Annotated in this window: 21 protein-coding genes, 1 tRNA gene and 1 pseudogene; 7 read left to right on the plus strand and 16 right to left on the minus strand. The window is 72.9% G+C overall.

Annotated features, from left to right (window positions below; all coding sequences use genetic code 11):
• Positions 1-69: 69 nt before the first annotated feature.
• On the minus strand, positions 70-1,284 hold the full coding sequence (locus C3486_RS19080; protein ID WP_103833937.1) for a PLP-dependent aminotransferase family protein: 1,215 nt from the start codon (positions 1,282-1,284) through the stop codon (positions 70-72).
• Between the two features lie 194 nt (positions 1,285-1,478).
• Here C3486_RS19080 and C3486_RS19085 point away from each other — a divergent pair, with 194 nt between their 5' ends.
• The gene (locus tag C3486_RS19085; protein WP_103833938.1) at positions 1,479-2,318 is read left to right on the plus strand and encodes a hypothetical protein; all 840 of its coding nucleotides are present in this window, start codon (positions 1,479-1,481) and stop codon (positions 2,316-2,318) included.
• A gap of 245 nt (positions 2,319-2,563) precedes the next feature.
• On the opposite strand, the gene C3486_RS19090 is transcribed toward C3486_RS19085, so the two are convergent.
• From C3486_RS19090 to C3486_RS19100, 3 genes are all read right to left on the minus strand, one after another.
• Complete coding sequence (locus C3486_RS19090) at positions 2,564-2,773, minus strand: DUF397 domain-containing protein (protein WP_103833957.1); 210 nt, start codon at positions 2,771-2,773, stop codon at positions 2,564-2,566.
• 292 nt (positions 2,774-3,065) lie between these two features.
• A complete protein-coding gene (locus C3486_RS19095) occupies positions 3,066-3,932 on the minus strand; it encodes a helix-turn-helix transcriptional regulator (RefSeq protein ID WP_103833939.1) in 867 nt (288 codons plus the stop codon).
• A gap of 811 nt (positions 3,933-4,743) precedes the next feature.
• Positions 4,744-5,508, minus strand: a complete 765-nt coding sequence (locus C3486_RS19100) for a GPP34 family phosphoprotein (protein ID WP_103833940.1) — start codon at positions 5,506-5,508, stop codon at positions 4,744-4,746.
• A gap of 240 nt (positions 5,509-5,748) precedes the next feature.
• Between C3486_RS19100 and C3486_RS19105 the strand changes: the two genes are divergently transcribed.
• Together C3486_RS19105 and C3486_RS38070 are read left to right on the plus strand one after the other, a co-directional pair.
• Positions 5,749-8,682, plus strand: coding sequence for a D-alanyl-D-alanine carboxypeptidase family protein (locus tag C3486_RS19105; RefSeq protein ID WP_103833941.1), 2,934 nt, complete (start codon positions 5,749-5,751; stop codon positions 8,680-8,682).
• Between the two features lie 216 nt (positions 8,683-8,898).
• Complete coding sequence (locus tag C3486_RS38070; protein WP_374936893.1) at positions 8,899-10,578, plus strand: glycosyltransferase family 39 protein; 1,680 nt, start codon at positions 8,899-8,901, stop codon at positions 10,576-10,578.
• Between the two features lie 149 nt (positions 10,579-10,727).
• Here the strand turns inward: C3486_RS38070 and recQ are convergent, their stop codons facing one another.
• From recQ to C3486_RS19130, 4 genes are all read right to left on the minus strand, one after another.
• Positions 10,728-12,851, minus strand: coding sequence for a DNA helicase RecQ (gene recQ, locus C3486_RS19115; RefSeq protein ID WP_103833942.1), 2,124 nt, complete (start codon positions 12,849-12,851; stop codon positions 10,728-10,730).
• Between the two features lie 154 nt (positions 12,852-13,005).
• Complete coding sequence (locus C3486_RS19120) at positions 13,006-13,584, minus strand: excalibur calcium-binding domain-containing protein (RefSeq protein WP_258052860.1); 579 nt, start codon at positions 13,582-13,584, stop codon at positions 13,006-13,008.
• A 361-nt stretch (positions 13,585-13,945) separates the two neighbouring features.
• On the minus strand, positions 13,946-14,770 hold the full coding sequence (locus tag C3486_RS19125) for a VC0807 family protein (RefSeq protein ID WP_146075013.1): 825 nt from the start codon (positions 14,768-14,770) through the stop codon (positions 13,946-13,948).
• Positions 14,767-16,263, minus strand: coding sequence for a carotenoid oxygenase family protein (locus C3486_RS19130; RefSeq protein ID WP_103833944.1), 1,497 nt, complete (start codon positions 16,261-16,263; stop codon positions 14,767-14,769). Before C3486_RS19130 ends, C3486_RS19125 begins: the two co-directional genes overlap by 4 nt.
• 193 nt (positions 16,264-16,456) lie before the next feature.
• Between C3486_RS19130 and C3486_RS19135 the strand changes: the two genes are divergently transcribed.
• Both C3486_RS19135 and C3486_RS19140 read left to right on the plus strand, forming a co-directional pair.
• Positions 16,457-17,050, plus strand: a complete 594-nt coding sequence (locus tag C3486_RS19135; protein ID WP_103833945.1) for a PadR family transcriptional regulator — start codon at positions 16,457-16,459, stop codon at positions 17,048-17,050.
• Between the two features lie 143 nt (positions 17,051-17,193).
• The gene (locus C3486_RS19140; RefSeq protein ID WP_146075014.1) at positions 17,194-18,279 is read left to right on the plus strand and encodes a terpene synthase family protein; all 1,086 of its coding nucleotides are present in this window, start codon (positions 17,194-17,196) and stop codon (positions 18,277-18,279) included.
• Between the two features lie 13 nt (positions 18,280-18,292).
• Here the strand turns inward: C3486_RS19140 and C3486_RS19145 are convergent, their stop codons facing one another.
• Positions 18,293-18,874 (minus strand): CAP domain-containing protein, encoded by a 582-nt coding sequence (locus tag C3486_RS19145; protein WP_103833947.1) that lies wholly within the window; start codon positions 18,872-18,874, stop codon positions 18,293-18,295.
• A gap of 283 nt (positions 18,875-19,157) precedes the next feature.
• Between C3486_RS19145 and C3486_RS19150 the strand changes: the two genes are divergently transcribed.
• On the plus strand, positions 19,158-19,382 hold the full coding sequence (locus tag C3486_RS19150; RefSeq protein WP_103833948.1) for a hypothetical protein: 225 nt from the start codon (positions 19,158-19,160) through the stop codon (positions 19,380-19,382).
• 72 nt (positions 19,383-19,454) lie between these two features.
• Here C3486_RS19150 and C3486_RS19155 read toward each other — a convergent pair whose 3' ends face one another.
• The 6 genes and pseudogenes from C3486_RS19155 to C3486_RS37330 form a co-directional block, all read right to left on the minus strand.
• Positions 19,455-20,219, minus strand: a complete 765-nt coding sequence (locus C3486_RS19155; protein ID WP_103833949.1) for an ABC transporter permease — start codon at positions 20,217-20,219, stop codon at positions 19,455-19,457.
• Positions 20,220-20,424: 205 nt separating this feature from the next.
• Positions 20,425-21,264, minus strand: a pseudogene (locus C3486_RS38075) (ABC transporter ATP-binding protein); the annotation flags it as partial.
• A 126-nt stretch (positions 21,265-21,390) separates the two neighbouring features.
• Positions 21,391-22,506, minus strand: a complete 1,116-nt coding sequence (locus tag C3486_RS19165; RefSeq protein ID WP_258052861.1) for a polyprenyl synthetase family protein — start codon at positions 22,504-22,506, stop codon at positions 21,391-21,393.
• 381 nt (positions 22,507-22,887) lie between these two features.
• Positions 22,888-22,963: transfer RNA gene (locus C3486_RS19170), tRNA-Arg, on the minus strand.
• 176 nt (positions 22,964-23,139) lie between these two features.
• Positions 23,140-23,520 carry a hypothetical protein gene (locus C3486_RS19175; protein WP_103833951.1) on the minus strand — a complete coding sequence of 127 codons (381 nt, stop codon included), beginning with the start codon at positions 23,518-23,520 and terminating at the stop codon, positions 23,140-23,142.
• Entirely contained in the window at positions 23,517-23,675 is a 159-nt protein-coding gene (locus C3486_RS37330) for a hypothetical protein (protein ID WP_181138606.1), read from the minus strand. Before C3486_RS37330 ends, C3486_RS19175 begins: the two co-directional genes overlap by 4 nt.
• A gap of 139 nt (positions 23,676-23,814) precedes the next feature.
• On the opposite strand from C3486_RS37330, the gene C3486_RS19180 reads away from it, so the two are divergent.
• Positions 23,815-24,444 (plus strand): TetR family transcriptional regulator, encoded by a 630-nt coding sequence (locus C3486_RS19180; RefSeq protein WP_103833952.1) that lies wholly within the window; start codon positions 23,815-23,817, stop codon positions 24,442-24,444.
• Between the two features lie 210 nt (positions 24,445-24,654).
• On the opposite strand, the gene C3486_RS19185 is transcribed toward C3486_RS19180, so the two are convergent.
• A partial coding sequence (locus tag C3486_RS19185) for a M6 family metalloprotease domain-containing protein (RefSeq protein WP_103833953.1) occupies positions 24,655-25,650 on the minus strand: 996 nt, incomplete at its 5' end.

Genomic DNA, 25,650 nt, shown 5'->3' on the forward strand with positions numbered 1-25,650 from the left:
CGCGGCGGCCCGACCGAGGGTCTCGTGGGCCGGGTGCCCGGCCGCCGCCGCGGGCCGGTGCCGGGTGCCTCAGCGGAGGGCGGCCCCCAGGCGGCGCAGGCCCTCCTGGATCTCCTCCGGCGAGTGCGTCACGAACGACAGCCGCATGGCCCCCGGGTCGGCCTGACCGGCGAAGAACGGCGCGCCCGGCACGTACGCCACGTCGTGCTCGGCCACCGACGGCAGCAGCTCCGTCGCGTCGTACCCGGCCGGCAGCTGCGCCCAGACGAACATCCCGCCCGTGGGACGGTTCCAGCGCGACCCCGCGGGCAGCGCCTCCGCCAGCCCGGCCAGCAGCGCGTCCCGCCGGTCGCGGTAGGCGCCGGTCACCCGCTCCAGATGCCCGGCCAGGTCGGCGTGCGCCAGGTAGTACGCCGTCGCCGCCTGGTCGACCGTCGAGGTGTGCAGGTCGGCGGCCTGCTTGGCGATCACGCAGGCGCGGCGCAGTTCTGCCGGCGCGCGCAGCCAGCCCAGCCGCAGCCCCGGCGCCAGGATCTTGGAGAACGAGCCGAGCAGCGCCGTACGGTCCTCGGCCCCCGGGAAGGTGGCCAGCCACGGCACCGCCTCGCCCTCGAAGCGCAGCTCGCCGTACGGGTCGTCCTCCACGATCCACATGCCCCGGCGCGCGGCGACCGCACCGATCGCGGCCCGGCGCTCGGCAGGCAGCGTGCGCCCCGTCGGATTCTGGAACGTCGGCACCGTGTACAGCAGCTTCGGCCGCTCCCGGGCCACGATCTCGTCCAGCGCCTCGGGGATCAGCCCGTCGTCGTCGCACGGCACCGGCACGACCCGCGCACCGGCGAACGAGAAGATCTGCAGGGCCGCGAGGTAACAGGGGTCCTCCACGACCACCGTGTCGCCCGGCTCCAGCAGCGCGGTCGTCAGCAGCGTGAGCCCCTGCTGCGAGCCGGTGGTGATCAGCACGTCGTCGGCGCCCGTGGCCAGCCCGCGCCCGGTGGCCCGCTCGGCGACGATCCCGCGCAGCGCCGGGTCGCCCTCGGTCGTCGAGTACTGCAACGCCTGCTGCGGCCGGTCGGCCAGCACCCGCCCGAAGGCGTCGGCTATCCCCGCCGTGTCGAACAGCTCCGGCGCCGGCAGCCCGCCGGCGAACGAGATCACCTCGGGCCGCGCGGTCAGCGCCAGGATCTCCCGTACGGGCGAGGCCCCCGTCCGCGACGCCCGCCCGGCAAGCCCGGGAACGGGCGCCGTGGTGGCGACGGTGGGTGCGGTGGCGGTTTCCGGCATGGCGGCTGACTCCCATCACTCGTGCCGCGCCAACGCCGTTAACCAGCGTTAGCTGCAGTAGTCATGGAGCTTATGCCGGTAAACGTCCGGCGTGCATGACTTTCCACATCCTGGGCCGCCAAAGACACACCTCTCGCCATGGAAGCGGTCGCGACCCTCCTCATCTGATGCCCTGTCAGCTACACCTGGCTGCCATGACCGAAGACACCAGGAGCGAGACGTACGGGGAGCTGGCCGCCGTCGGGCCGTACGGCGTGCGCCCGGGGCACGCGCTGATCACCATGGTCGAGCCGCACCCCGGCCAGGAGCGCGCCTACAACCGCTGGTACGAGGACGACCATTTCATCGCCGGCGCGATGGCCATGCCGTGGATCTTCGCGGGGCGCCGCTGGGTCGCCACCCGCGACCTGCAGCTCCTCCGCTATCCCGACCCGTCGGCGGTGGCCGACCCGGTCACGGCCGGCTGCTACCTGACGACGTACTGGCTCACCGAGGGCCGCTACGACGACCACATGCGCTGGACGGTGGCGATCAACCGGCGCCTCAACCGCGACGGCCGGGTCCACCAGGGCCGCACCCACGTCTTCACGGCCTTCCAGGACCACGAGGCGACCGTGTACCGGGACGGCGCGGCGGGCCCGCGGGATTTCCACGCGCTGGACCATCCGTATGCGGGCCTGGTTCTCCAGGTGATCGACGCCGAGGGGCCGCAGCAGCGCGCTGAACTGCTGGAGTGGCTGAGTACCCGGCACCTGCCGGACCGGCTCGCCGGTTCGCGTGCCGCGCTGGTCACGGTCTTCCGGCCGACGCCGCTGCCCGCGGACCGGATGGCGTACGTCCAGCAGGTGGCCGGCGTGGACACGCGGCTGACGCTGCTGTGGTTCCTGGAGGCCGACCCGCGCGCGTGCTGGGCGAACACCTTCGAGGGGCTGGACGCCGAGGTGGCGGCTTCCGGACTGGGGCGGGTGGAGCTGGTCGCGCCCTTCCTGCCGACCGTGCCCGGAACGGACGGCTACGTCGACCAACTCCGCTGACGGGGAGGAGATCAGCGGACGGGCAGGGAGCGGCTGGACCGGGGGCGTGTGAGCCGAGCCCCCTCGGCCGGGACGGCGATCCAGTCGAGAGGGCTCTGTGCGGTGGGTAATGCAGTGGTGCGATGGAATTGTTGTGCGGTGGTGCCGATATGGAGTTATGAGACCGCGGGGTGAATTGGGCAGGTGCTGAGGGGTGGCCCGCGCCAGGAGGACGCGGACGTCTGAGGGCTGGTACGAGAGCCCGCTCAGGCCAGGTCGTACGTGCCGGCGCCGACCTCGGCCACGAACGTGCTCCAGGCCGCGGTGTCGAACGTCAGGCGGGGGCCGTCGGGGTCCTTGGAGTCGCGCACCGCGATGGCCTCGGTGGTGGGTACGGCGACCTCGACGCAGGCTCCGTTGCCACCGGAGTACGAGGACTTCTTCCAGGAAAATGCGGAATTGGGCTTGATGGCCATGTTCACTCCGACTCACTCTGGGTTGCCGCGACTTGGCGCGGATTCGGTATGCATGACGCTACGCGCCAACATCACCGACGCCAGAGGGGTGTCACCCATCCGTATGGCATATTTCTTGATCTCTTTCCAAGAGAACTTGAGCGGGTGTACCTTGCCCCGCTCGCCATTCCGGAATGGTTCTTCCAGTGGCCGGGCAGGCGCTTTCCCGCCAGGTCACAGGGCTGGCGGGACATTGCGGCGACCTGCGGGCGGTGGCGCTCAGTGATCCGGGGCGCCGGATCGGCCGGCCGGCTCAGCCGGTGCTGTCGGCGTGCTGCTTCGCCGCCTCGGCGATGAATTCCCGGCTCTGGTCGGCATTGAGCGCCTGGGCGCGCAAGTGCTCGTACATGATCGTGTACTTGTGCACGTCGTTGGTCTTCTCCAGGTACAGGTCGCTCGTGACGCCCTCGATGTACACCACGCTGGAGTCGGCCGCGTCGTCGAACTCCAGGATCGAGAACGTGCCGGACATGCCGGCGTGCGCCCCGGTGTCGTACGGCAGTACCTGCACCGTCACGTGCGGCAGCTTGCTGATCTCCACGAGGTGTTCCAGCTGCTCGCGCATGATGAGGTGGCTGCCGACGACGCGGCGCAGCGCGCTCTCGTCCAGCACGACCCAGAGGCGCAGCGGGTTCTGCGGGTCGCTGACCCGCTCCTGGCGCCGCATCCGCACCTGGATGCGCTTCTCCAGCTGGTCCGGGGCCAGCTCCGGCACGGTGCCGGGGATCACGGCCTCCGCGTAGCCGGGCGTCTGCAGCAGGCCGGGCACGAGCAGCGACTCGTACACCCGCAGCGAGGCCGCCTCCGTCTCGAGGCCGATGTAGACGCTGTACGGGATGTCGCCGAAGGCGTGCCACCAGCCCTGCTGGCGGGAGTCCTTCGCCATCTGCATCAGCGAATCGACGATGCGGTGGTCGTCGACCTCGTACACGCCGCAGAGATCGCGGACGTCGCGCTGGCTGATGCTGCGACGGCCGTTCTCCAGCCTGCTGATCTTCGACTGCGAGACCAGCAGGCGCTCCGCGACCTCCTCCGCGGTCATGCCCTTGAGCTCCCGGAGCCTGCGCAGCTCCTGGCCCAACCGGCGTCGCCTGACGGTGGGATTCACATTGGACGCCACGGGACGTGCACCTCCGGCTCCGGACTGCTGTTTTTTCCTGTTCAGCAGACTGCCACCACCGGTCGGTACCGCGCTGGGAAATGGCCGGACAAGGTGGGTGCGGGGACCAGAGCCGCTACGGGATGCGGCGGGCCGGGACGCGCCGCTGGGACGTACGGGCGGATACCGGGAGCGCGTACGGATGCCCGGCGCTTCCCGGAACCGGTACGCCGGCTCGGGAGACGGGGAGCGTGCGCGGGCGTGTGGCCCGTTCAAGCGCGGGCGTACGGGCCGTTGCGGCCCGGTCGCCAGGTGGACGGACCGAGACGGCCCGGCCGGCGTGCGGGGCCGGTACGCGGGCGCACGCGCCGTTCGGGCGGGCGCCTGGCGCGCGGGCAGGCGTGCGGACAAGCGGCGCGGGCGAGCGTGCGCGGACAAGCGCGCGGGGTGGCGGGTCTGCCGTCGTCCAGAACGGCAGGCCCGCCACCCCGCGCTTGGTGCGGCTCCCGGACGGGACCTGGGGGCGGTGCTGTCGGTACCGCGGTGTGTCGCCGGGTGCCGCGTCGCCGGCTGTTCCGCCGCCGGGTGCTCCGTGTTGGCGGGCGGTTCGTCGCCGGGCGCTACGTTGTCGGTGTCGTCGGTCGATGATGTCGATGATGACTGGCCGGTCGTGTTCTTGCTGGGACTGCGGTGCTGCGTGGGGGGTTGGTGCCGCGGACGGGGACTCCGGCGGGCGGCCGTCGCGCGCTGCTGCCGCGCGAACACCGCACGTGCCGGTACCGCCAGGGATCGGCGGCGTCCTGCTGCTGTCCGTCCGCTCCTGCTCGTCCGGCTAACGGGCGCCGACGCGGGCCATGCTGCCCCGCCGCGGCTGCACCGGAACGCCGCCAGGCGTCCCGTCCGTCGCCCGGGCGGCCGGCTGCCGGCCCGCACCGGGGCCCGGCCCCGCCGCCGAAGTGCGCCTCGGCTGCGCCGCGACGCCGTTCTGCACGTCCATGACGGCGTGCGCGACCAGCCCGCCCATGGGGTCGTGCCGGATCAGGTCCCGGAGGCGGGAGCGCGAGGAGCGCCCCTCGTTACCGGGGTAGAGGTGCTTGCCGAGACCGACCGCGTGGGCCAGTGCGGCGAGCGCCGCGGTCCGCGGGTCCGGGGGTACGCCGGTGCGGATCGCGTTGTCCAGCCGGGCCCTGATTTCCCGGCTGATGGCCGTGTCCGTCGCTTGGTAGCGAGTCGTCGGCAGCACCCCGCACATCTGGCCCGCCACGGCATGCACCATGCCGCACCGCTCCAGGTGCGTGAGGTAGGTCTGGCGCAGCCCCAGCCGGGGCCCGCCGATCCAGTGGACCGCGCGCACCGGGCTGCCGCGGCGTCGCAGCAACTCGAGTGCCGAGTCCAGCGTCGGATCTCCAGTCGGCCGTGGCAGTACCACGGCGATACGATCCCCGTCAGGGGCTATCCGTCCCGCCAGCGCCAGCTCCACTAGCTGGGCCCCGGCCAGACCGAGGTCGAGCGACTGCGGCTGCGCTGTGGTTCCCGTGGCCGGGTCCAAAGCGAGCAGCAGAAGCTCCTCCGGAATTGTTCTGCGGCTCCTGCCCATCCATGCCTCCCCGCGTGGATGAATGACAGGGTGACCCCTCTCACATTCATCTGTCGAGAGTGCGTGGGTGATTCGGTAGGGAACCGGTAGGTATGTCGTTCTCGTCTACTGCATGGGCGACAGCCTCCGAGGGCGGGACGAGGGGCCTCGGACCGCGCGGCGGTGGAGCCGCGCTTCTCGCACACAGGACACTTGGCAACACTGGGCACAGCAGCAGCGCGACATACGAAGGAGACACCGGTGGCGGGCGAGTCCCCCGACAGGTCGGAGCAGAAGCAGTCGTCGGGGGAGACGGCGGGGAGCGAACGCGATCCGCGGCTCGCGGTCTTCCGCGAAGCACCGACGGATACGGAGACGCCGGCGGAGCCGGATGCGGTTGCAGCGGACGCGCGGCGGGATGGTGCGGGGTCCGGCGAGGCGGGGTCGAACGGCGCGAAGTCGGACGGCGCGAAGGCGGCCGGCTCGGGGGTCGATGGGGACGCGGCGGGCTCGGCGGAGCCGGGCGCCGCGGATGCTGAGGACGACGGCTCCGGGGAGGTCGTGAGCGGTTCCGGGAAGGCCGGGGCCGGCGAGAAGGGCGATGCCCGGCTCAAGGCGGCGGTGGCCGCCTGGGTGGCGGGCAAGGACGCCCCGGAGGACGGGCCGGAGGGCGCCCAGGGGGACGCTGCCGGGGCCGAGAAGGCGGAGAAGGCGGAGGCTCGCGAAGGGGCCTCTGAGCGCCCCTCCAGCGCCGCGAAGGCCCCCGAGGGCGGCGCGGACGGCGACGGGGTGGCGAAGGGCGGTGGCGTGGCGAAGGACGCCGACGCCGAGCCCGCGCTGCCCGTACGGAAGCCCGCCGCGAAGGGCAAGAAGAGCGCCGGCCAGGTCGACCAGCCGACCGCGGTCTTCGGGACGGCTGCCCCGAAGCCGGCACCGGCCGATGACGCCACACGAGTGTTTGCGGCCGTGAAGCCGAAGGGCAAGAAGGGGGCCGGCGGCGACGCCGGTACGGAGTCCGGTGCGGACGCCGGTGCGGACGCGGGGAAGGCATCCGCCGAGGGCGCCGCGAAGGGCTCGAAGGCCGCCGAGGGGGCGGGTGCCGGAAAGGGCGCCAAGGCGGAGGCCGAGGCCCGTAAGGCCACGGCCGCGGCCATCCCGAAGCGCTCCGAGACCGCGAAGAAGGCCGACGCCGCGGCCAAGGGCAAGGACGCGGGCGAGGGCAAGGACGCCGAGCCTGCTGCCGGTGCCGCCCAGGACGTCCCCGGCGCCAAGGCCGACAGCAAGGCCGAGGCCGCGACCGATGGCAAGAAGGCCGCGGGCGCCGAGGCGACCGACGCCAAGAAGCCTGTCGATGCCAAGGAGCCTGCCGGCGCCAAGCCTGCGGCCAAGAAGGCCGCGGACGAGAAGCCCGAGGTCAAGAAGGCCACGGACGAGAAGGCGGAGGAGAAGTCCGACGCCAAGGTCGCCGACACCGCCGCCGACGCCAAGACGGCCGGCGCCAAGACGCCCGACGCCAAGGCCGCCGGCGCCAAGACGCCCGACGCCAAGACGCCCGAGGCCAAGGACGCCAAGGACACCAAGGACACAAAGGACGACAAGACCGCCGAGGACGACAAGAAGGCCGCCGAGCGGGACGCGGAGCGGACCAGTCAGTTCGTCGCGCTGAAGTCGGCGGACGAGCGTCCGGTCAAGCCGCCGAAGCCCGTCGGCAAGGCGGTCGGCAAGCCCTTCGCGAAGATCGGCGACGCCTCGGACGCCATCAAGGCCCCGGGCGACCCGGCCGCGACGGCCGCGCTCCCCACCGCCGTTCCGCCGGCCGGCCCGCAGCCGCCGGCCGCCCAGCCGTCGGCCGCCGCCCCCGCGGCGGAGCCCGGCGCGCTGCCCGAGTCCGAGCGTACGAAGCAGCAGCCGCTGCCCCCGCTCGACCTGCTCGCGCAGCTCACCAACACCCCGCCGCCGCCCGAGACCCCGCTGCGTACGGTCGTACGGCGGTTCAAGATCTGGACCCCGCTGGTCCTGCTGCTCCTGCTGATCTTCGTGATCGTGCAGGCCGTGCGCCCGCTCCCGGACCCGACGCTCGCGCTGGCCTCGGACGCCACGTACTCCTTCGACGGCAGCAAGCCGTCGCTGCCCTGGCCGTCCGAGGGCCAGGCGTACGTCGAGGTCTCCGGGCTCGGCCCCATCGGCTCGTACGGCGCCCAGAAGCCGGTGCCGATCGGCAGCGTCGCCAAGACGATGACCGCGTACATCATCATGCGCGACCACCCGCTGAAGCCGGGCAAGCCGGGGCCGCAGATCCGGATCGACAAGCAGGCCGAGGAGGACGGCAAGAAGGGCGCCGGCCACGGTGACGAGTCGGTCCTCGACACCGTCAAGGAAGGCGACCACATCTCGCAGAAGGACGCGCTGTCCGCGGTCATGATCCCCTCCGCGAACAACATCGCCCGGCTGCTGGCCCGTTGGGACGCCGGTTCCCAGGAGGCGTTCGTCAAGAAGATGAACGCCACCGCCAAGGAACTGGGCATGAAGAACACCACCTACACCGACCCCAGCGGTCTGATCGAGACCACCGTCAGTACCGCCGAGGACCAGGTGAAGCTGGGCAAGAAGGCGATGGAGATGCCCGCGCTGGTGGACATCACCAAGCTGCCGTCGTGGACCGACCCCTCCGGCAAGCAGTGGCGGAACTACAACACCCTGCCGCCGTACAACAACGCGATCGGCCTCAAGACCGGGTCCACCTCGAAGGCGGGCGGCAACCTGCTCTTCGCGGGCCGGCAGCAGGTCGGCGGCACGACGCAGCTGATCGTCGGTGCGGTGCTCGGCCAGCACCGGACGCCGATCATCGACACGGCCAACGCCGTCAGCAAGGGCCTGCTCACCACGACGCAGAGTGCGCTGGAGGACCGTACGGTCGTGAAGAAGGGTGACGTCGTCGGCGTGGTGGACGACGGGCTCGGCGGTACCACGCCGGTCGTGGCCACGAAGAACCTCAAGGCGGTCGGCTGGGACGGCCTGACCGTGAAGCTGGGGCTGTCGGGCAACGGCAAGGTCATCCCGCACGAGGCGAAGGCCGGCACGAAGGTCGGCGTGCTGACGGCGGGCAGCGGGCCCGGCCAGGTGAAGGTCCCGGTGGCGCTCCAGAAGGACCTGACCGAACCGACCTTCGGCGCCAAGCTCACGCGCGTGGGCTGACACTCGCGTCGGTCGTGAAGGGGCCGCTCGCACTCGGTGCGGGCGGCCCTTCCGCGTTCGGGGAACGGGCGGTTCGTCCCCGTCACCTGTCCCGGCAAGTCCGGGCACGGCTACCGGTAATGTGAAGCGGTGCCACTGGGCCGCAGGGGGCGAGTTGCGACCGTTCCCGCCGTTCAGGAGTCCGTCATCGCTCAGGAGACCGCCATCGGTACCGCGTTGAACGCCCGGCCGGCCGTGGGCCTCGCCCGTGCCGAACCGGTGCCCTGGACCAGGGTCGTCCCGGCACCGGTGGCGCTGACGCTCGTCCTGTGCCTGTGGGGCATCCGCCGCGACGGCAGCATCTGGCGCGACGAGGTCGTCACCTACGACATGGCCCACCGCAGCCTGCCCGACCTGTGGGCCGCGCTGCAGCAGGCCGACGCCGTCCACGGCCTCTACTACCTCTTCATGCACGGCCTCTTCGCCGTCTTCGGCGGCGGCGTGACGACCCTCCGGCTGCCGTCCGCGCTGGCCATGACCCTGGCCGCCGCCGGGGTCGCGCTCCTCGGGGCGCGGGTGGCCGGGCGCCGCGCGGGCGTCGCGGCGGGCCTGGTCTTCCCGCTCGTGCCGCTGGTGCAGGAGTACGGGCAGGAAGGCCGGTCGTACGCGCTCGTCTGCGCGCTGGTCACCTGGTCCACGTACTTCCTGGTCCGCGCGCTCTGCGCCAGCGCCACCGGGCACGCGGAACCGGCCGGGGCAGTCGGGGAGACGGCGGCCGGGGCCACCGGAGAGGCGGCGGGTGGGGCCAAGGGAGAGGCGGCGGCCGGGTCCGCCGGGCCCGGGTTGTTCCGCGTGCCCGGGGCCGCGCGGCGCTGGTGGACGGGGTACGCGCTCGTCACCCTCGCCGCCTGTCTGCTGCACGAGTTCGCCGTCCTGGTGCTCACCGCGCACGGCATCACGGTGGTGCTGGCCGGCGTGCCGAGTGCCGTACGCGCAGCCGTCCGCCGGACCTGGCTCGTCGCGGTCGGCGTAGTGGCCGTCGGGCTGGCGCCGCTGGCGCTCTTCAGCTCGGGGCAGTCGGCCCAGCTGGGCTGGATCCTGTGGCCCGACCCCGTGCAGCTGGTGACCTTCGGGGTGCTGGCGGCGGTGGGCGTGGTCTGCGCCCGGGTGCCGGTACGGACGCGGGGGCCGGTCCGGCTGCGGCCCCTCGCCGTACCGCTGCTGATCGCGCCGCAGGCCACCCTGCTGCTGCTCTCGCAGCTCAAGCCGGTGTACGTCGACCGCTACGTCCTGTACTACGTCGTCGGCTTCGCCCTCCTGGCCGGTGCGGCGCTGGACCGGACGTTCCGGCCGCGCACGGACGACGGCCGGGGGAAGGACAGGGGGCGGGCCCCGGGGGAGGAGGGCCGGGGGGAAGCCGAGGAGCGCCGGGCGGTACGGGTGCGGCGGCGTACGGCCTGGGCGCTGGTGGCCGTACTGGCCGCGCTGGTGCCCGTCGCCGTCCACCTGCGTACCCCGGAGAGCCGCAAGGACGACGCCACCGCCGTCGTCCGGGCCGTGCGGGCGGTGGCGCGGCCCGGTGACGGGCTGCTGTTCATGCCGGCCAGGCGGCGGGTGTGGACGCTGTCCGAGCCCGCGGCGTTCCGCGGCCTGACCGACCTGGCGCTGTACCGTTCGCCCGCGGCCTCGGGCTCGCTGTACGGCACGGAAGTGTCCGCCGACCGCACGGCAGCCCGGATGCTCGCCGCCGAGCGCATCGTCGTGCTCGGCGATCCCCGCGACGAACCGGAGGACGAGACCTCCCGGGAGATCGTCAAGCGCACCGTCCTCCGCGACCACTTCGACCGCTGCAGCACGCAGGACGTCACCGGCGCCCGCATCACGCTCTACGCCCGCCCGGGCCACTGCCCCCGCTGACGCCCCCGGAGCCGGTAGGCAGGACCGCTGCGGCGCCCCGGCTCGCCCCAAGGCGCGTCCTCGTACGGGCTAATCCCAAGGCGCGCTCGTACGGGCTCACCCCAAGGCGTCCTGGTACCGGCTCATCCCGAGCCGCGCTCGGTACCGGCTCACCCAAAGGCGCCCTCCCAGTCGTCCTCCGGCGGCGGTTCTTCCATGGCCCAGTCCCAGTCACCGTCGGGCTCCGGCGCGGCGGGCTTCCCGGCGCCCCGGCCGCTCGCGGCGGAGCGACCCGGAGCGGCCTCGGCACTCGCTCCGCCGGGCGCCGGTCCCTCGCTCGCCGCTGCCCCGCCGGACGCCGTGCCGCCGGACGCCGGTCCGCCGCTCGCCGCTTCGCCGGACAGCACCTCCAGAATCGCGTCGCCGTACTTCGCGAGCTTGTTCTCGCCGACGCCGTTGACCGTGCCCAGTTCGGCGGTGGTGGCCGGCCGGGCCGTGGCGATCTCGCGGAGCGTGGCGTCGTGGAAGATCACGTACGCCGGGACGCCCTGCTCCTTCGCGGTCTGCCCGCGCCAGGTCCGCAGCGCCTCGAAGACCGGGGCCGCCTCCGCCGGCAGGTCCACCGGCGCCCGCTTGCCCTTCGCGGTCTTCGCCCTGGCCGCCCGGGCCGGCTTCTCCGGCTCGCGCCGCATCGGGACCTGGCGCTCCCCGCGCAGCACCTCGCCGCTCGTCTCGGTCAGCACCAGCGTGCCGTAGTCGCCCTCGACCGCCAGCAGCCGCTGCGCCAGCAACTGCCGTACGACGCCCCGCCAGTCGGCCTCCCGCAGGTCGGCGCCGATGCCGAAAACACTCAGCGCGTCATGGTCGAACTGGATGACCTTGGCGGTCTTCCGGCCCATCAGGATGTCGACGATCTGGCCCGTGCCGAACTTCTGCCCGCGCTCGCGCTGCAGCCGGACGACCGTCGAGAGCAGCTTCTGCGCCGGCACCGTGCCGTCCCAGGACTGTGGCGGCGCCAGGCACGTGTCGCAGTTGCCGCACGGCTTGCTCTCCTGGCCGAAGTACGCGAGCAGCCGCACGCGGCGGCACTCCACCGTCTCGCACAGCGCCAGCATCGCGTCCAGGTGTGCCGCGAGCCGCCGCCGGTGCGCCTCGTCGCCCTCCGAGCCGTCGATCATCTTCCGCTGCTGGACGACGTCCTGCAGGCCGTACGCCAGCCAGGCCGTGGAGGGCAGGCCGTCGCGCCCGGCGCGGCCGGTCTCCTGGTAGTACCCCTCCACCGACTTCGGCAGGTCCAGGTGCGCCACGAAGCGCACGTCGGGCTTGTCGATGCCCATGCCGAACGCGATCGTGGCGACGACCACCAGGCCGTCCTCGCGCAGGAAGCGCGCCTGGTGGTGCGCGCGGGTCCGCGCGTCCAGACCGGCGTGGTACGGCACGGCGTCGATGCCGTTCTGCACCAGGAACTGGGCGGTCTTCTCCACGGACGCGCGGGAGAGGCAGTACACGATGCCCGCGTCCCCGGCATGCTCGGTGCGCAGCAGGTCCAGCAGCTGCTTCTTCGGCTCGCTCTTGGCCGCGATGCGGTACTGGATGTTCGGCCGGTCGAAGCTGGCCACGAAGTGCCGGGCCTGCTCCATCCGCAGCCGTGAGGTGATCTCGGCGTGGGTGGCCTCGGTGGCCGTGGCGGTGAGCGCGATGCGGGGCACCTCGGGCCAGCGCTCGTGCAGCATCGACAGGGCGAGGTAGTCGGGGCGGAAGTCGTGGCCCCACTGGGCGACGCAGTGCGCCTCGTCGATGGCGAAGAGGGAGATCTTGCCCCGGTCGAGGAGCCCCAGGGTCTGCTCCACGCGCAGCCGCTCCGGCGCGAGGTAGAGCAGGTCCAGCTCGCCGGCCAGGAACTCCGCCTCGACCAGGCGGCGCTCCTCCAGGTCCTGCGTGGAGTTCAGGAAGCCCGCGCGCACGCCGACCGCGCGCAGCGCGTCGACCTGGTCCTGCATCAGCGCGATCAGCGGGGAGATGACGACGCCCGTGCCGGGCCGCACGAGCGAGGGGATCTGGTAGCAGAGCGACTTGCCGCCGCCGGTCGGCATGAGCACGACGGCGTCGCCGCCGCCGATGACGTGCTCGACGATCTCCTGCTGACTGCCGCGGAACGCGTCGTAGCCGAAGACGCGGTGCAGGACCTCCAGCGCCTCACCGCCCGGCCCGCCTCCGGCCCGTGCGTCCTCGCCTGCGCCCGGGCTGCCAGCGCCGCCCGGGACCTCGTCCGGCCCACCGTCCACGTCGTTCATGTCTGGCAGCTTACGAGCCATGAGCCGTCCGCCGCTGAGCCTGTGGACAACTCCCGCCGGACGGGGCGGGCGTTGTCCGGCGGGTGGTGAGCGAGGTCATAGCCGGGCCGCCGCCGGCACCCGCCGCGGCGCCGTTGTCCGCGATCAGGTCTGGTTACGGAACGCCCTCGTACGGCTCGCACGCGATGCCGTCCCGGTCGCTGTCCAGGTGCTCCGCGTACCCGGGCTCACCGCTGTGGATCGGTGCCGCGCCGGCATCCCGGGCGTCCGAGCAGTACTGGTAGGACGGCGACGAGCCAGGCTCCCCGGGCTCCGACGGCGTCGACGGCTCGGCTTCCCCGACCGCCCTGATCGCCGCGCCGGTGATCACGCCGCCGCTGACGGTGTACGTGCCGGCGAAGTGGCGCGTGGTCCCGTCCGTCTGCAGCGCGTCCAGCCGCACCGTGACCGAGCCGCCGTGGACGTCGATGACCCGGACCGTGTCCTGCTCCGTGGTGGCGAACCCCTCGACGAAGGCGTCGTAGGACCCGCCGAGGTTCTTGCCGCCCAGCTCCCACGCCTGCCGGTGGTCGCCCGCGTTGATCGCCGCGAAGTACGCCTCGACGGTGGCGGCGGCGTCCCGCGTGGCCTCCGGCGCCGCCTCCCGGGAGTCCTGCGAAGGAGGCCGGGAAGCGGAGGGCGACGCGGCCGGTTCCTCCGGCCCGCCGCCGGAGGAGGACGGTGGCGCCGTCACGGTGGCCGTGACCGTCCTGCCGTCCTCCGGCGCGCCACCCGATTCGGACGTGCAGCCGCCGACCGTGAGGACCGTCGCCGCCGCGCCGGCCAGAACGGCCGCGGGGCCGACGGCGCGCAGGCGACGGGCACGAGGAGGGAGAGTGCGTCCCGCAGGAATCATGCGGTTCATCAGGATCACCCGCACCGGGCAGGAGGGCACTACGTGCTCGGACCCGCTCGGCGCACCCACACGCCGCTCCGGTGCCCTCGTTCCTCATTCTGCGCCGCACGTCCCGGTGGCGCTGCCCGTGACGCATGCACGAAGGGCGGCGCGGTACGGCCCCCCGCGCCGTACCCCGCCGCCCCTGTGTCCCGCGGCGTCAGCGCCGCAGGTGGCGGGTGGCCCACTTGCGGTGCACCACCGTGTAGACCGTGAGGAGACCGAAGGTCGCCAGCTGCATCAGGCCCGAGAGGCCGGTGGCCGCGTCGACCGGAAGCAGGTAGATCATCGGGAGCCTGAGGACGGCCTCGGCCGTCATGCCGACACCCCAGACGCAGGTCATGACCGTGAGCGTGCGCCGGAAGGCGGGTTCGGCGGCCCAGCGCCGTTCCAGCTCGGCGAGCGCCCGCGGCGTGCGTCCCTGGGTGCGCCGCACGACCGCGTAGATCATCGGCCGCCCGGCCACCGCCGTACCGAGGAAGATCAGCCCGGCCAGGCCGGTCGGCACCGAGTCCTTGGCCAGCACGAACCGCGCGTCGCCGCTCACGAAGGACAGCAGCAGACCTACGCCCCACACGGAGAGCATGAACGCCGCGAAGACGTCGAAGCGGCGGGGGAGGACCGCCACGTACACCACGCGGAGCGCGGCGGCGGCCGTGGCGCCGAGCATCGAGGGGTACACGCCGACACCGCACGCCCGCAGGACGTAGTAGACGGCGATCGACAGACCGATGTCCCAGAAGAGCGTCGAGAACATCTCCCCGAGGCCGGTGTACCAGCGCTCGCCCCCACGCGCTGCGACCGTCGTCTCCTCCGTGTGCGCATCCGTCGCCGCCTCCGTGGAGGTGACTCCCGCCGCGCCCGTGGCCGGCTGCTCGCCGGGCCCCTCGGGCCGCTCCGCCGCCGTGTCCGGCTCCATGGTCATCGCCCCCGTGTGCACGGTGTCTGCTCCCTGATGTGCGCCGTCGTAAGTGGATGCGTTCATCGCCCGGTTCCGTTCCCGGCCCCGCCCTCGGCCTCGGCGTCGTCCGGTAGCCACGAGCCGTGGAAGCCCGCGGGGACCGCGCGCGGCAGCCGTACCGAGGCGACCGGGGCCCCGGCGGGGTCGGTGGCGTCCAGGACGAGCAGGTCCGAGCCGGCGCCCGAGCGGTCCGTGACGATCGTCAGCAGCCAGCCCTCGTCCTCGGCGCGGGCGTCCCGCGCCGGCACGAACACGGCCTCGCCGACGGCCCGGTCCGGGCCGGCGTCGTGCACGCGCCGCTCGCCGGTGGTCACGTCGTACCGCACCACCGCGCCGCTCGGCTGCTCCGCGGCCAGGTACAGGTACCGGTTGTCCCGGCCCACCCGTCCGGCGTGCAGCGTGGGGAACTCGACCGCGAGGTCGTCCAGCGGCGTCTCGCCGACGGCGCCGGTCACCAGGTCGAGCGTCCACCGGTACAGCACCGGCCCGGGAGCCGCCGGGGACGCCGCCCCCGAGGCGCCCGGTCCGGTCGGCAGGGCGGCAGCGGCTCCCGGGGCGGCGGCCGCCCGGCCCCCGATGGCCGTCCACATGCTGTTGAACGTCGCACGGTCGTACCGCACGGCATCCAGGACGAGCCGTCCCGCGGCGTCCTCGTGGGCGTTGCCGACGTGGAACACGTAGCAGGGCTCGATGTCGAACCACCGCACCGGACCCTCGCCGGACAGCGCCATCACGCCCAGCCGGGCGCCGTACGCGTCGTTCCAGCGCAGCGGCATGCCCGCGCCGCGCAGCGCCGCGTCGAACGTCACCGGAAGGTCGAGCCAGACCGCGTAGTGCTCGGTGATCGCGAAGTCGTGCATCATCGTCGGCCCCGGGACGTCGATCACGCGGCTGTGCTCCAGCTCCCCGGAGGCCGACATCCGGTGGTACGTGAGGTACGGGGGCGTCGGCGCGTAGCCGAAGAAGTGCAGCTCCCCGGTGGCCGGGTCCTCCTTCGGGTGCGCCGTCATCGCGGTGTGCAGCCGGCCGCCGAAGTCCTCCGGCCCCAGCGTGCCGAGCTCGGGCGTCATCCGGTACGGCAGGCCGCCCTCGCACAGGGCCAGCAGCCGGCCGCCGTGCTCGATGACGTGCGTGTTGGCCGAGTTGGCGGTCAGGTCGCGGGTGCCGTCGGGGCGTACGGCCGGGGCGCCGGCGAGGCGGGTGGTGCGCACCCAGCGGTTCCGGTACCACTCGGCGCGCCCGTCGGCGATCCGTATGCCGTGCAGCATGCCGTGCCCGAGGAACCAGTGCGCGCCGGCCCCCGAAGAGGGCAGCGGGTTCGGGCCGTTACGGAGGTAGCGGCCGCGCAGCTCCGGGGGAAGCGCGCCGCTGACCGGCAGGTCGCGTGCGTCGATCTCGTCCGGTACCGGTGCCAGGTGGCCCGAGAGGACCAGCGGGCGGGCGGCCGTGTCAGTGGGCGCGCTCTGCGCCTCGTGTCCGGCCGTGCCGGGTATCCGTGCCGTCGTCCTGTCGGTCATCGCGTCGTCCTTCCCCCGTGGCGGTCCCTCCGTACGCGTCACCTGTGGCCCCCTTCGGGGCGTGCGCCGCTCGGACGGTCTCCGCCTGCTCAACTTCGACACGTAGAAAGTGACACGTTGGCCCACACGTGTCAACTTCTACGTGTCGGTGGTTTAAGGTGATCGCAGCACAGGGAGAGGCGGGGAAGACGCGATGTCGCTGCGGTACGCGCTGCTGGGACTGCTGGCCGACGAGGCGGGCAGTGGATACGAGCTGACCAAGAAGTTCGAGCAGAGCCTGGATCGCTACGCCTGGCACGCCAAGCACAACCAGGTCTACCAAGAGCTCAACCGGCTGGCCGCCGACGGCCTCGCCGAGGTGGTCGAGGAAGGCGCGCGCGGCCGCAAGACGTACGCGATCACCGAGGCGGGCCGCGAGGACCTGCGGCAGTGGCTGCTGAACCCGCCGCGCACCCCTGTGGTCAGGAACGAGTTCGTGCTGCGGCTCTTCCTCCTCTTCGCGCTCGACCCGAAGGAGGCGCGCGGCGTGCTCGCGGAGTACGCGGCGTCCGTTCAGCGCGATCTCGACGCCCTCACCGCCCTCGTGGAGTCCGGTGACGTCGACCTGAAGGACGGCATGCTGCACGACCCGCTCGCCTTCGGGCACCTCGCCGCGGGCTTCGGCCTCCACATGCTCCCCGCCTCGCGCGACTGGGCCCAGTGGGCCATCGCCCAGATCGACGAGCGGACGGACGCGGGTGAGGGCCCGGAGAGCGGGGCCGGCGCGGGAGGTCAGGGGGACGAGTGATGATCGTCAACACCGGCGGGTGGCTCCTGCCCTGTTAGGGGGGAATGTCTGCCAGGTGCATGTAGGTCATGGTTGCCCGGTGTTGTCCGTTGCAGGATGAGGCTCGTTCGTGCCGTCGTCGACCAGGGCAAGAGGTGCCGTTCATGGCCGTGACCGTCAACGAGATCGATCTTCCGCTGATCTTCTGCCCGTTGGAGTCCGCCCGCCACCCCCGCGCCCACATCGTCGACGAACGGGCCAAGGAATGGATCCGGCGCAGCCCGATGTGCACCACCGAGGAGGAGCGGACCTGGACCATCGCCACCTGCAGCACCGACTTCTTCGCCCGGTTCGCGCCCGATGCCGCCACCGACGAGCGCCTGCTGTGGACCTCGCTGTGGGTCTACTGGGGCTTCGCCTTCGACGACAACCGGTGCGACAACGGCCCGTTCAGCACCCGGCCCGCCACGTTCAGCGCCCTCGCCGGCCGCGTGCAGCGTGCCCTGGAGGCGCCTACGGCCCGTGACGAGTCGGAGGGCTTCGTCGCGGCCCTGCAGGAGATCGGCGCCGCCTTCAGGTCCTTCGGCAGCCCGCTCCAGGTACGCCGCTTCATCGCCGCGCACCGGGCCTGGCTCTCCGGGGTGACCTGGCAGGTCGGCAACGCCGCGCTCGGCCGCATGCCGGACCTGGACGAGTACCTCGCGATGCGGCTGCTGTCCGCCGGTGGCGAGCCGCCGTTCGCCATGCTGGAGCTCGCCACCGGCCACGAGGTGCCCGCGCAGGACATGGAACGGCCGGCCGTCCGCGCGCTCACCGAGATGGCCATCATGGTCGCCGCACTGGACAACGACCGCCATTCCCTGCGCAAGGAACTGGCCCGGGGGCAGACCGACCAGAACGTGTACAGCGTGCTGATGCACCATCAGGGGCTGCCGCTCCAGGAGGCCGTGAGCGCCGCCACGCGCCTACGGGACCGCGTACTGCTGCGCTTCATGGAGGTGCACGACACGGTGCGTCCACGGGCGGGGCTGGAGCTGGCCACCTATCTGCAGGGCCTCCGGTACGGCATCCGGGGCAACGCCGAGTGGGGCCTCCGGGTGCCGCGTTACCTGAGCCTCGGGCGCGTACCGGACCCCATGGACGAGACGCCCCTGGAGTGGGCCGAGACCCCGGCGGACGACGACCGCTCGGCACCGCGCGGACTGCCCACGGTGGCGTGGTGGTGGGACGACGCGCTGCTGGGCGTGTGAGGGCCTGCGACGGCTACCGGCGGGTGGCGAGCAGCACCGTCCACCACGGACCCGCAGGGCCGCCGCTGACGCCCACGCCGGCGTGCTCGTACGCGCACGTGAGCAGCGTCCTGCGGTGCCCGGGGCTGCGCATCCAGTCCCGTACGACCGTGGCGGCGTCCGGCTGCCCCTGGGCGAGGTCCTCGCCGACGCGGCTCCAGCGGTATCCCGCGGCCGTGAGCCGGCCGCCGGGCCGTCCCTCGCCCGGACCGCTGTGCGCGAGGGACGCCGTGCGCGCCATGTGGGCGCTGTGCCGCCGCGCGGCCCGCGTCAGCGCGGAGTGCTCACGGACCGGGCGGCAGCCGGCCGCCGCGCGCCGCTCGTTGATCAGCCGCAGCACCGCATCGGGGGAACGGCCGCGCTCCGGCCGGGAATTGGCCCCGGCGGGAAATCCCTGAGCGGTCCGGGCGGCCCCGCCCGCCGCGTACGGCAATTCCAGGCCGCCGGCCGCCGTCGCGGTCATCGCCAGCAACAGGACCGCGAGTGGCAGGGCCGTCAGGGGCAGCGCCCTGCCGCGCCCGCGTGCATTTCCGTACTTCGCCGACCGCCCGGCCATTTCCGCTCCCGCTCTCGGTGTTCTTGTCGTATGCGTTCCAGGCCCTCTCCGTCATACTTTCGCCCGGCGGAGTGGACTTCGCCATGGGGTGCACGCGGGATGCGGAAAGCAGGCTCCGGCCGCTCTCACGAAAAGCGATTGTCGATTGTCGGGTCATCCCGACGGCGCGCGGTCCCCCTTTTGGGGAAGAAACGCGGAATGCGTGGGAAGCCGTCGAATGCCGCCGAGGCCGCCATTAAGGTTTTGGTGTCCGGCAGAAATCCCGCTCCACAAAGGAGAATCCATGTCGTTCCTGCGACGTGCCGCGGCCGCATCCGTGATCGCTGTCGCCCTCGCGACGTGCGGCGCCGCCCCGGCCGCGCTGGCCGCCTCGCCCGCGTCGTCGTCCGCCGACCCCTACGACGAGGGCCCCGGCGGCCGCCCGATCCAGATGGGGCCGTTCTCGTTCCCGGCCCAGGGCCAGGTCAGCGGCGGGTTCGGCTGGAACACCACCGGTGGCGGCTACTGAGGCACCGGTACCGGCACAACGCGGTGAGGTGGGCCCGGCGGCGATGCCGGGCCCACCTCACCGTCGTGTGTCTCACCGCTTGAGCGTCGCGGCGCTGGCCAGCAGGACGACGATCACGCACCCCAGGATCAGCAGCGCGTCCCGCACGAAGAGGCCGGTCACCCCCTCGTGATGGGCGGCCTCGCCAGCGGCCTGCACCGCGTACGTCATCGGCATCACCTTGGCCAGCGCCGCCAGCCCGCCGCTCATGTCCTCGCGCGGCACGAACAGGCCGCACACGAGGAACTGCGGCAGCACCCCGGCCGGCAGGAACTGCACCGCCTGGAACTCGTTCCGCGCGAAGGCGCTGACCAGCAGGCCGAGCGCCAGTCCGAGGAGCGCGCCCAGCATCGCGATGATCATGAGCAGATAGGGCGGGCCCTTGATGTCCAGCCCCAGCGGCCCCACGGAGAGCAGCGTCGCCAGGACGGCCTGGAGCAGGGCCAGGAAGCCGAAGGCCAGGCTGTAGCCGAGGACGATGTCCAGCCGCTGCACCGGCATGGTCAGCAGCCGCTCCGCGGTGCCCGAGGTGCGCTCCCGCAGCGTCGAGACCGAGGCGACCAGGTACATCACGATGAGCGGGAAGATGCCGAAGACCTGCGGGCCGATGCGCTCGAAGGCGCCGTCCGCGTCGTCGAACATCAGCTTGAGGATCACCATCAGCATGCACGGGATCGCCAGCATGAGCGCGACGCTGCCGCGGTCGCGGACGATCTGCTGCAGCACCCGCTGGGCGGTGGCGAAGGTGATGCCCGGGGTGAGCGGGAGGGCGCGGACGGTGCGTACCGCCCGGGCCATCGTCCCCGGCCGGGACTCGGTTCTCACGTTATCGACCTCGGCACTCCGATGCGAAGAATGATGCGTGGGGATCGGGCAGCACGGCGCCGTCGAACAGCGGCGTCGCGGGAGCCGGCACGGCGTCCGAGGACGCGGCGCCCGTAGCCGGGCCGCCTTCGGGTGCGGCGTCCGCCGCCTCCGGTGGGGAGCCGTCGGCGGGCCCCGGTTCCGGCGCGCCTGCGGGGCCCGGTACCGACGTGCTTGCGGGCCCCACGGTTGCGCCGGCCGCCGTCGCTCCCCGGTCCGGCCGTACGAGCCGCATGAAGGCGCTCTCCACGTTCGCGCAGCCCGTGTGCGCCAGCAGCTCCGTGCGGGCGCAGGAGGCCAGCAGGCGGCCGTCGCGCATCAGCAGCAGCCGGTCGCAGCGGTCGGCCTCGTCCATGACGTGACTGGAGACGAGCAGGGTGGTGCCCTCGTCGGCCAGCCGCCGGAAGACGGCCCACAGCTCCTGCCGGATCAGCGGATCGAGCCCCACCGTGGGCTCGTCCATCACCAGCAGCTCCGGAGAGCCGAGCAGGGCGACGGCCAGGGAGACCCGCGAGTACTGCCCGCCCGAGAGGCGGCCGACCGGCTGGTCGGCCCAGTCCGCCAGGTCGACCTCCTTCACCACCCGGACCACGGCGTGCTCCCGGCGCCAGCCCCGCAGCCCCAGCGCGGCGGAGAAATACCGGAGGTTCTCCAGCACCGTCAGATCGGCATAGACGGACGGCGCCTGCGTGACATAGCCGACGCGCGTCGCCAGCGCCGGGGCACCGGCCGGCCTGCCGAGCACCTGGACGTGCCCCGCCGCGTACGACTGAATTCCGACCACCGAGCGGAGCAGCGTGGTCTTTCCGCATCCGCTGGGACCCAGCAGGCCGACGATCGCACCACGCGGAATGGCGAAACTGATGTCGTCCAGAAGTGTCCGGTCGCCGCGCGCGACATGCAGTCCGTACACGCTGACCGCCGGAAGTCCGTCGACCGACGGATTCTTCCCGTGAGGGGTGTGCTGTTGCTGTTCCAAATAATCCGCCGCCCCGGCTGGGTTCCGCAATACTGCCGGAATGTGCAATGGCCACTAGGGGAAACGGCCGCAGGGCCTTTCGGGTTACGTGCGCAGCCGTACGGATGACGCGCGGCAGCGCATTCCTCAGTGGTCCCGGCGCGTCATCAGCAGCGCGAGGTCGTGCAACTGCCGGTACACCGACGGCACCGGCTCAGCGCGGGCCAGCGCCCGCATCGCGGCACCCACTTGCCGCCTGGCCTCGACCTCGGTCGCCTCCCGGCCGCCGGCCTGTTCGATCAGCTCGGTGGCCGTCGCGACGTCGGCGGCCGACAGCGGCTCCGTACGGTCGTACAGCGCGGCCAGCCGCCGCCCCGCGGGCCCGGTGTCGGCCAGCGCCACCGTGACCGGCAGCGACTTCTTGCGCGCCGCCACGTCGGCGCCCACCGGTTTCCCGCTGCGCCGCGTGGAGCCCCAGATGCCCAGCAGATCGTCGACGCACTGGAAGGCGACGCCCAAGTGGCGCCCGAAGTCCCGCAGCCCGGCGGTGCGCGCTTCGGAGGCGCCGGCCAGCAGCGCCCCCAGGGCGCACGCGCAGCCCATCAGGGCGCCCGTCTTCCCTGCCGCCATCTCCAGGTACTCCTCCGCGCGCACCCGTGCGGTGCTCTCGAAGGCCACGTCCTGGCTCTGGCCGCGCAGCAAGTCCTCCAGCATGCCGGACAGTTCCCTGGTGGCCGCCGCGGCGTGCGGGGTGGCGTCGGCGGCGAGCACGGCGAGCGCGCTGATCAGCAGGGCGTCCCCGGTCAGTACGGCGGCCGGCGTGCCGTACTGCCGCCACACGGCGGGCCGGTGGCGGCGCAGCGGGTCGGCGTCGATGACGTCGTCGTGCAGCAGCGAGAAGTCGTGCACCAACTCGACGGCGACGGCACCCGGGACGACGCTCTCCGGAGGCGCCCCGACCGCCATCGCCGATAGGAAGACGAGCGCCGGGCGTACGGCCTTCCCGCCGCCTCCCGCCGTGGACTCCGCGCCCGCGCCCCAGCCGCGGTGGTACCTGGCGATCTCCCGCTGGGGGCCGGGCAGATCGGCCACGACCCGGCGCAGCGCGGGCGTGACGAGCTCCCGCGCCCACCCGAAGAGCGCCGCGTCGGCACCTCCTGTGGCGGAGCTGTCGGCGCCTCCCGTGGCGGGGCCGCCGATGCCGCCCTCCGTGGCCGAGGGCACGGCCGGGGACGCGGCGGCCATGCTGCTCAGCGCGGACACCGGGACCCCCCGTCCGCCGGCCCCCGCCGGTCGCCGTCGGTCGCGCGGCGGCACGGTGCGTCCGCCGCACATCGGTACCGGTGACTCCCGTGCACCGCCTGCATCACTGACAGCGTCGCCGTGCGCGATCCGGGGAAGTCGCGTGGACGCATGAAGAGTTCACATGGCACGCACTCCACCTAATCGCGCGGGCCCGCCGAAACCGTCCACGGCCCGCGCCCCATCGCCAAGATCACTGGAGCAGAGTAAGAACCCCCGTTCCCCTGAAGCGATCAGCCGATCATGGGCCTCAACCACCCATACGTTCCACGGGGGTTGCGCAAACGTTCCGCCACCCGCATACGCCAAAGGCCCCGGCCACTCGGGCCGGGGCCTTCACGCTGGTGCCCCCGGCAGGATTCGAACCTGCGACACCCGCTTTAGGAGAGCGGTGCTCTATCCCCTGAGCTACGGAGGCGGGCGGTCAGTGGTGGTGCGCCGGGCCCTGGTGAGGGAGCACGGCGGGGCGGTGTGCGCACCATCGGCTGGCCGTGAACAGGGTAGCGGATGGGGTCGCGCCCGGTCTCGCCACTGGGTGGCCGGGAGGTTCTCCGGCCCCGTGGCGGCGTGGCGCGGCCCCTCTGCGGAGTGCGGTCAGGCGGGGAAGTTCCAGCTGACCGTGCCGTCGGCGGTGACGATGGCGGCGAGGACGATGAGGTCGGCGGCGCCGAGGGTCATGCCGAGGAGGGCGCGGCCGCGGCGGGCGGTGCCCCGGTAGAGGGCGAGGCCGCCCAGGATCAGGGACAGCGGGCCCAGGACGAGGTTCATCACCAGCAGGCCCACGAGGCCGAGGATGAAGGAGGCCACGGCCATGCCGTCGGCCTGCTTCGTCGCGCGGGGGGCGGCGGTCGCGGCGCCGGCCGCGTCGTCCGCGGCGGGCCGGGCGGACTCGGTCGCGGTACGCGCCCCGGCCTCGGCGGTCTCGGTGCGGGTCTCGTCGGACTCGGTCCGGGCGCGGTGGGTGAGGGTGGTCATCGGCGGGCCTCCTTCGCGCGGTATTCGCGGACGGCGAAGATCAGCAGCCAGCCGGCGATCGCGGCGGCTGCGGTGAGCGTCGCGGCGAGCGGAAGGTGTGCCGCGGTGCCTATGAGCACTCCCAGCAGGAGCAAGGCTGCGACAAGGAAGATCATTTCTGGCCCTTCCAGGTGAGGTGAGTGGCCTTGATCGTTCTATTGGGTGAACAGTTGGTGTGACACTTGTTCACTGACTTACGAGTCTAGCGCGCCCCCGGGGTGGATCGTGTCGGAGAACGGATGTTTACTGAATGGCATGAGTCACACCACCGGCGCCCGGCAGGCGCAGAAGCAGAAGACCCGACAGGCGCTCCTCGACGCCGGGCTGCGGCTGCTGGCGGAGCAGAGCCTGAGCAGCATCGGGCTGCGCGAGGTGACGCGGATGGTGGGCGTGGCGCCGGCGGCCTTCTACCGGCACTTCCGGGACATCCCCGACCTGGGGGTCGCGCTGGTCGAGGAGTCCCTGGGCAGCCTGCACGGCGTCGTCCGCGCGATCCTCGCCGAGCAGCCGGACGCGGAGGAGCGCATCGACCGTACGGTCGCGGTCGTCGAGCGGTACGTCCGCGAGAACCCGGCGCACATCCGCTTCATCGCCCGGGAGCGGCACGGCGGCGTGCGGGCCGTACGGAGGGCGATAGCCGCCGAACTGGAGCGGTTCGCCGCCGAGGTGGCGGCGGCGCTGCGGGAGCAGCCGGTGTCGGACGGCTGGAGCGACGACGACGTGCTGATGCTCGCCGAGATGTACGTCGACCACCTGGTGATGACCGCTTCGGCGATCCTGGACGCGGCGGACGACGGCGACATGGCGGCGGCCGCCCGCACGGCCGAACGCGCCCGCAGGCAGCTGCGGCTGATCAGCCTGGGGCGGCTGCACTGGAAGGACTGACCCCTGGGGAAGGCCGGCTCCTGGGGCGGATGCTCCGGAGGGGCTGAGCGGCCGCTGAGGCGGCGTTGAGCCGCCGCTGCGGGCCCGGCGCGCTCGTGGAGCGCTCGTACCTCGGCGGGGCCGTCCGGATGCGTCAGCGGGCCCGTGAGCGTCCGCGGCGCGCTGCCTTCCGGCCGGGTCGACCTGCATGCCCCCGCCCGCCCGCTCGCTTCAGGAGCGCTTCGGTGTCGTGATCCGTACGCGGAAGGTGTTCGGGGCGGTGTCGTTCCCGCCTGCGGGGCGGCGGTCCTCGAGGACCTCGACCGACAGGCCGCCGGCGCGGAAGGTCTGGCCGGGGCGGTACGTGGCGTCGGTCAGGCCGGCGCGGACGTTCGGGTCGTTGCGGTAGCAGCCGGTGCTCTTCGGGGTGGCGTCGGAGATGCGGACCGGGCCCTTGCCCGAGGGGACGTCGGTGGCGACCCGGTAGACCAGGACGCCGGGCCGGCAGGCGGTCGGGTCGAGGTGGCCGGTGCGGCGCGCCTCGACGACGTACGCGCGGTACCGGGACACCGGAATGACGGCGATCTTCGTGCCGCCGCGGGCCGCGGCGGCGGTGAGCCGGTGGGTGGTGACCGCGCCGGGGCGGCTCACGCAGTCCACCTGGCCCGGGGCCAGCCAGCCCAGCTTCCACTTGTGCCAGCCGAGGAAGTCGTTCTCGGGGCCCCAGTCCACGTCCATCGGATCCCAGTGACCCACCGGGTGCGGGTCGGCGCGCCCGTCCGTGAAGTACAGGTCGGGCAGCCCGAAGGAGTGCGCGTTCTCGTGGTTGAGGACCCGGTACGCGCTCGGACCGGTCTGCCGGCTCCAGATGAACGACACGTTCTTCAGCTGCGTCCCGTCGCCCGTCTTCAGGCCCAGCGGGCCGCCGCTGAAGGTGACGGACCAGACGTTCTTGGTCGCCGGCGGGCCCGCCTCCGGGGTGACCAGCACGTTCACCAGGTCATAGGCGCGGAAGTCCACGCGGCGGTCGACCGCGCGCACGATCTCCTTGGCGAGCGCGTAGTAGCCGTTGTGCGAGGCGGGGCTGAAGGAGGTGCCGCGTCCGATGCGGTACGAGGACAGCGGGCGGGACATCCGGATCCACTTCAGGACGGGCGTCGAGCGGTAGTCGAGCCGTCCGTAGGAGCTCTCGCGGAAGAAGCGGGGGACGGCGGGGAAGAACTCGCC

The sequence above is a fragment of the Streptomyces sp. Ru73 genome (genome assembly GCF_002920575.1).
In the GTDB taxonomy this organism is placed as follows: Bacteria; Actinomycetota; Actinomycetes; order Streptomycetales; family Streptomycetaceae; genus Streptomyces.

What these genes read in the sequence shown, in the direction of transcription:
- C3486_RS19080 (WP_103833937.1), bottom strand. Translation starts at nt 1,284, where the DNA reads ATGCCGGAAACCGCCACCGCACCCACCGTCGCCACCACGGCGCCCGTT.
- C3486_RS19085 (WP_103833938.1), top strand. Translation starts at nt 1,479, where the DNA reads ATGACCGAAGACACCAGGAGCGAGACGTACGGGGAGCTGGCCGCCGTC.
- C3486_RS19090 (WP_103833957.1), bottom strand. Translation starts at nt 2,773, where the DNA reads ATGGCCATCAAGCCCAATTCCGCATTTTCCTGGAAGAAGTCCTCGTAC.
- C3486_RS19100 (WP_103833940.1), bottom strand. Translation starts at nt 5,508, where the DNA reads ATGGGCAGGAGCCGCAGAACAATTCCGGAGGAGCTTCTGCTGCTCGCT.
- recQ (WP_103833942.1), bottom strand. Translation starts at nt 12,851, where the DNA reads ATGAACGACGTGGACGGTGGGCCGGACGAGGTCCCGGGCGGCGCTGGC.
- C3486_RS19125 (WP_146075013.1), bottom strand. Translation starts at nt 14,770, where the DNA reads ATGAACGCATCCACTTACGACGGCGCACATCAGGGAGCAGACACCGTG.
- C3486_RS19130 (WP_103833944.1), bottom strand. Translation starts at nt 16,263, where the DNA reads ATGACCGACAGGACGACGGCACGGATACCCGGCACGGCCGGACACGAG.
- C3486_RS19135 (WP_103833945.1), top strand. Translation starts at nt 16,457, where the DNA reads ATGTCGCTGCGGTACGCGCTGCTGGGACTGCTGGCCGACGAGGCGGGC.
- C3486_RS19140 (WP_146075014.1), top strand. Translation starts at nt 17,194, where the DNA reads ATGGCCGTGACCGTCAACGAGATCGATCTTCCGCTGATCTTCTGCCCG.
- C3486_RS19145 (WP_103833947.1), bottom strand. Translation starts at nt 18,874, where the DNA reads ATGGCCGGGCGGTCGGCGAAGTACGGAAATGCACGCGGGCGCGGCAGG.
- C3486_RS19150 (WP_103833948.1), top strand. Translation starts at nt 19,158, where the DNA reads ATGTCGTTCCTGCGACGTGCCGCGGCCGCATCCGTGATCGCTGTCGCC.
- C3486_RS19155 (WP_103833949.1), bottom strand. Translation starts at nt 20,219, where the DNA reads ATGGCCCGGGCGGTACGCACCGTCCGCGCCCTCCCGCTCACCCCGGGC.
- C3486_RS19175 (WP_103833951.1), bottom strand. Translation starts at nt 23,520, where the DNA reads ATGACCACCCTCACCCACCGCGCCCGGACCGAGTCCGACGAGACCCGC.
- C3486_RS37330 (WP_181138606.1), bottom strand. Translation starts at nt 23,675, where the DNA reads ATGATCTTCCTTGTCGCAGCCTTGCTCCTGCTGGGAGTGCTCATAGGC.
- C3486_RS19180 (WP_103833952.1), top strand. Translation starts at nt 23,815, where the DNA reads ATGAGTCACACCACCGGCGCCCGGCAGGCGCAGAAGCAGAAGACCCGA.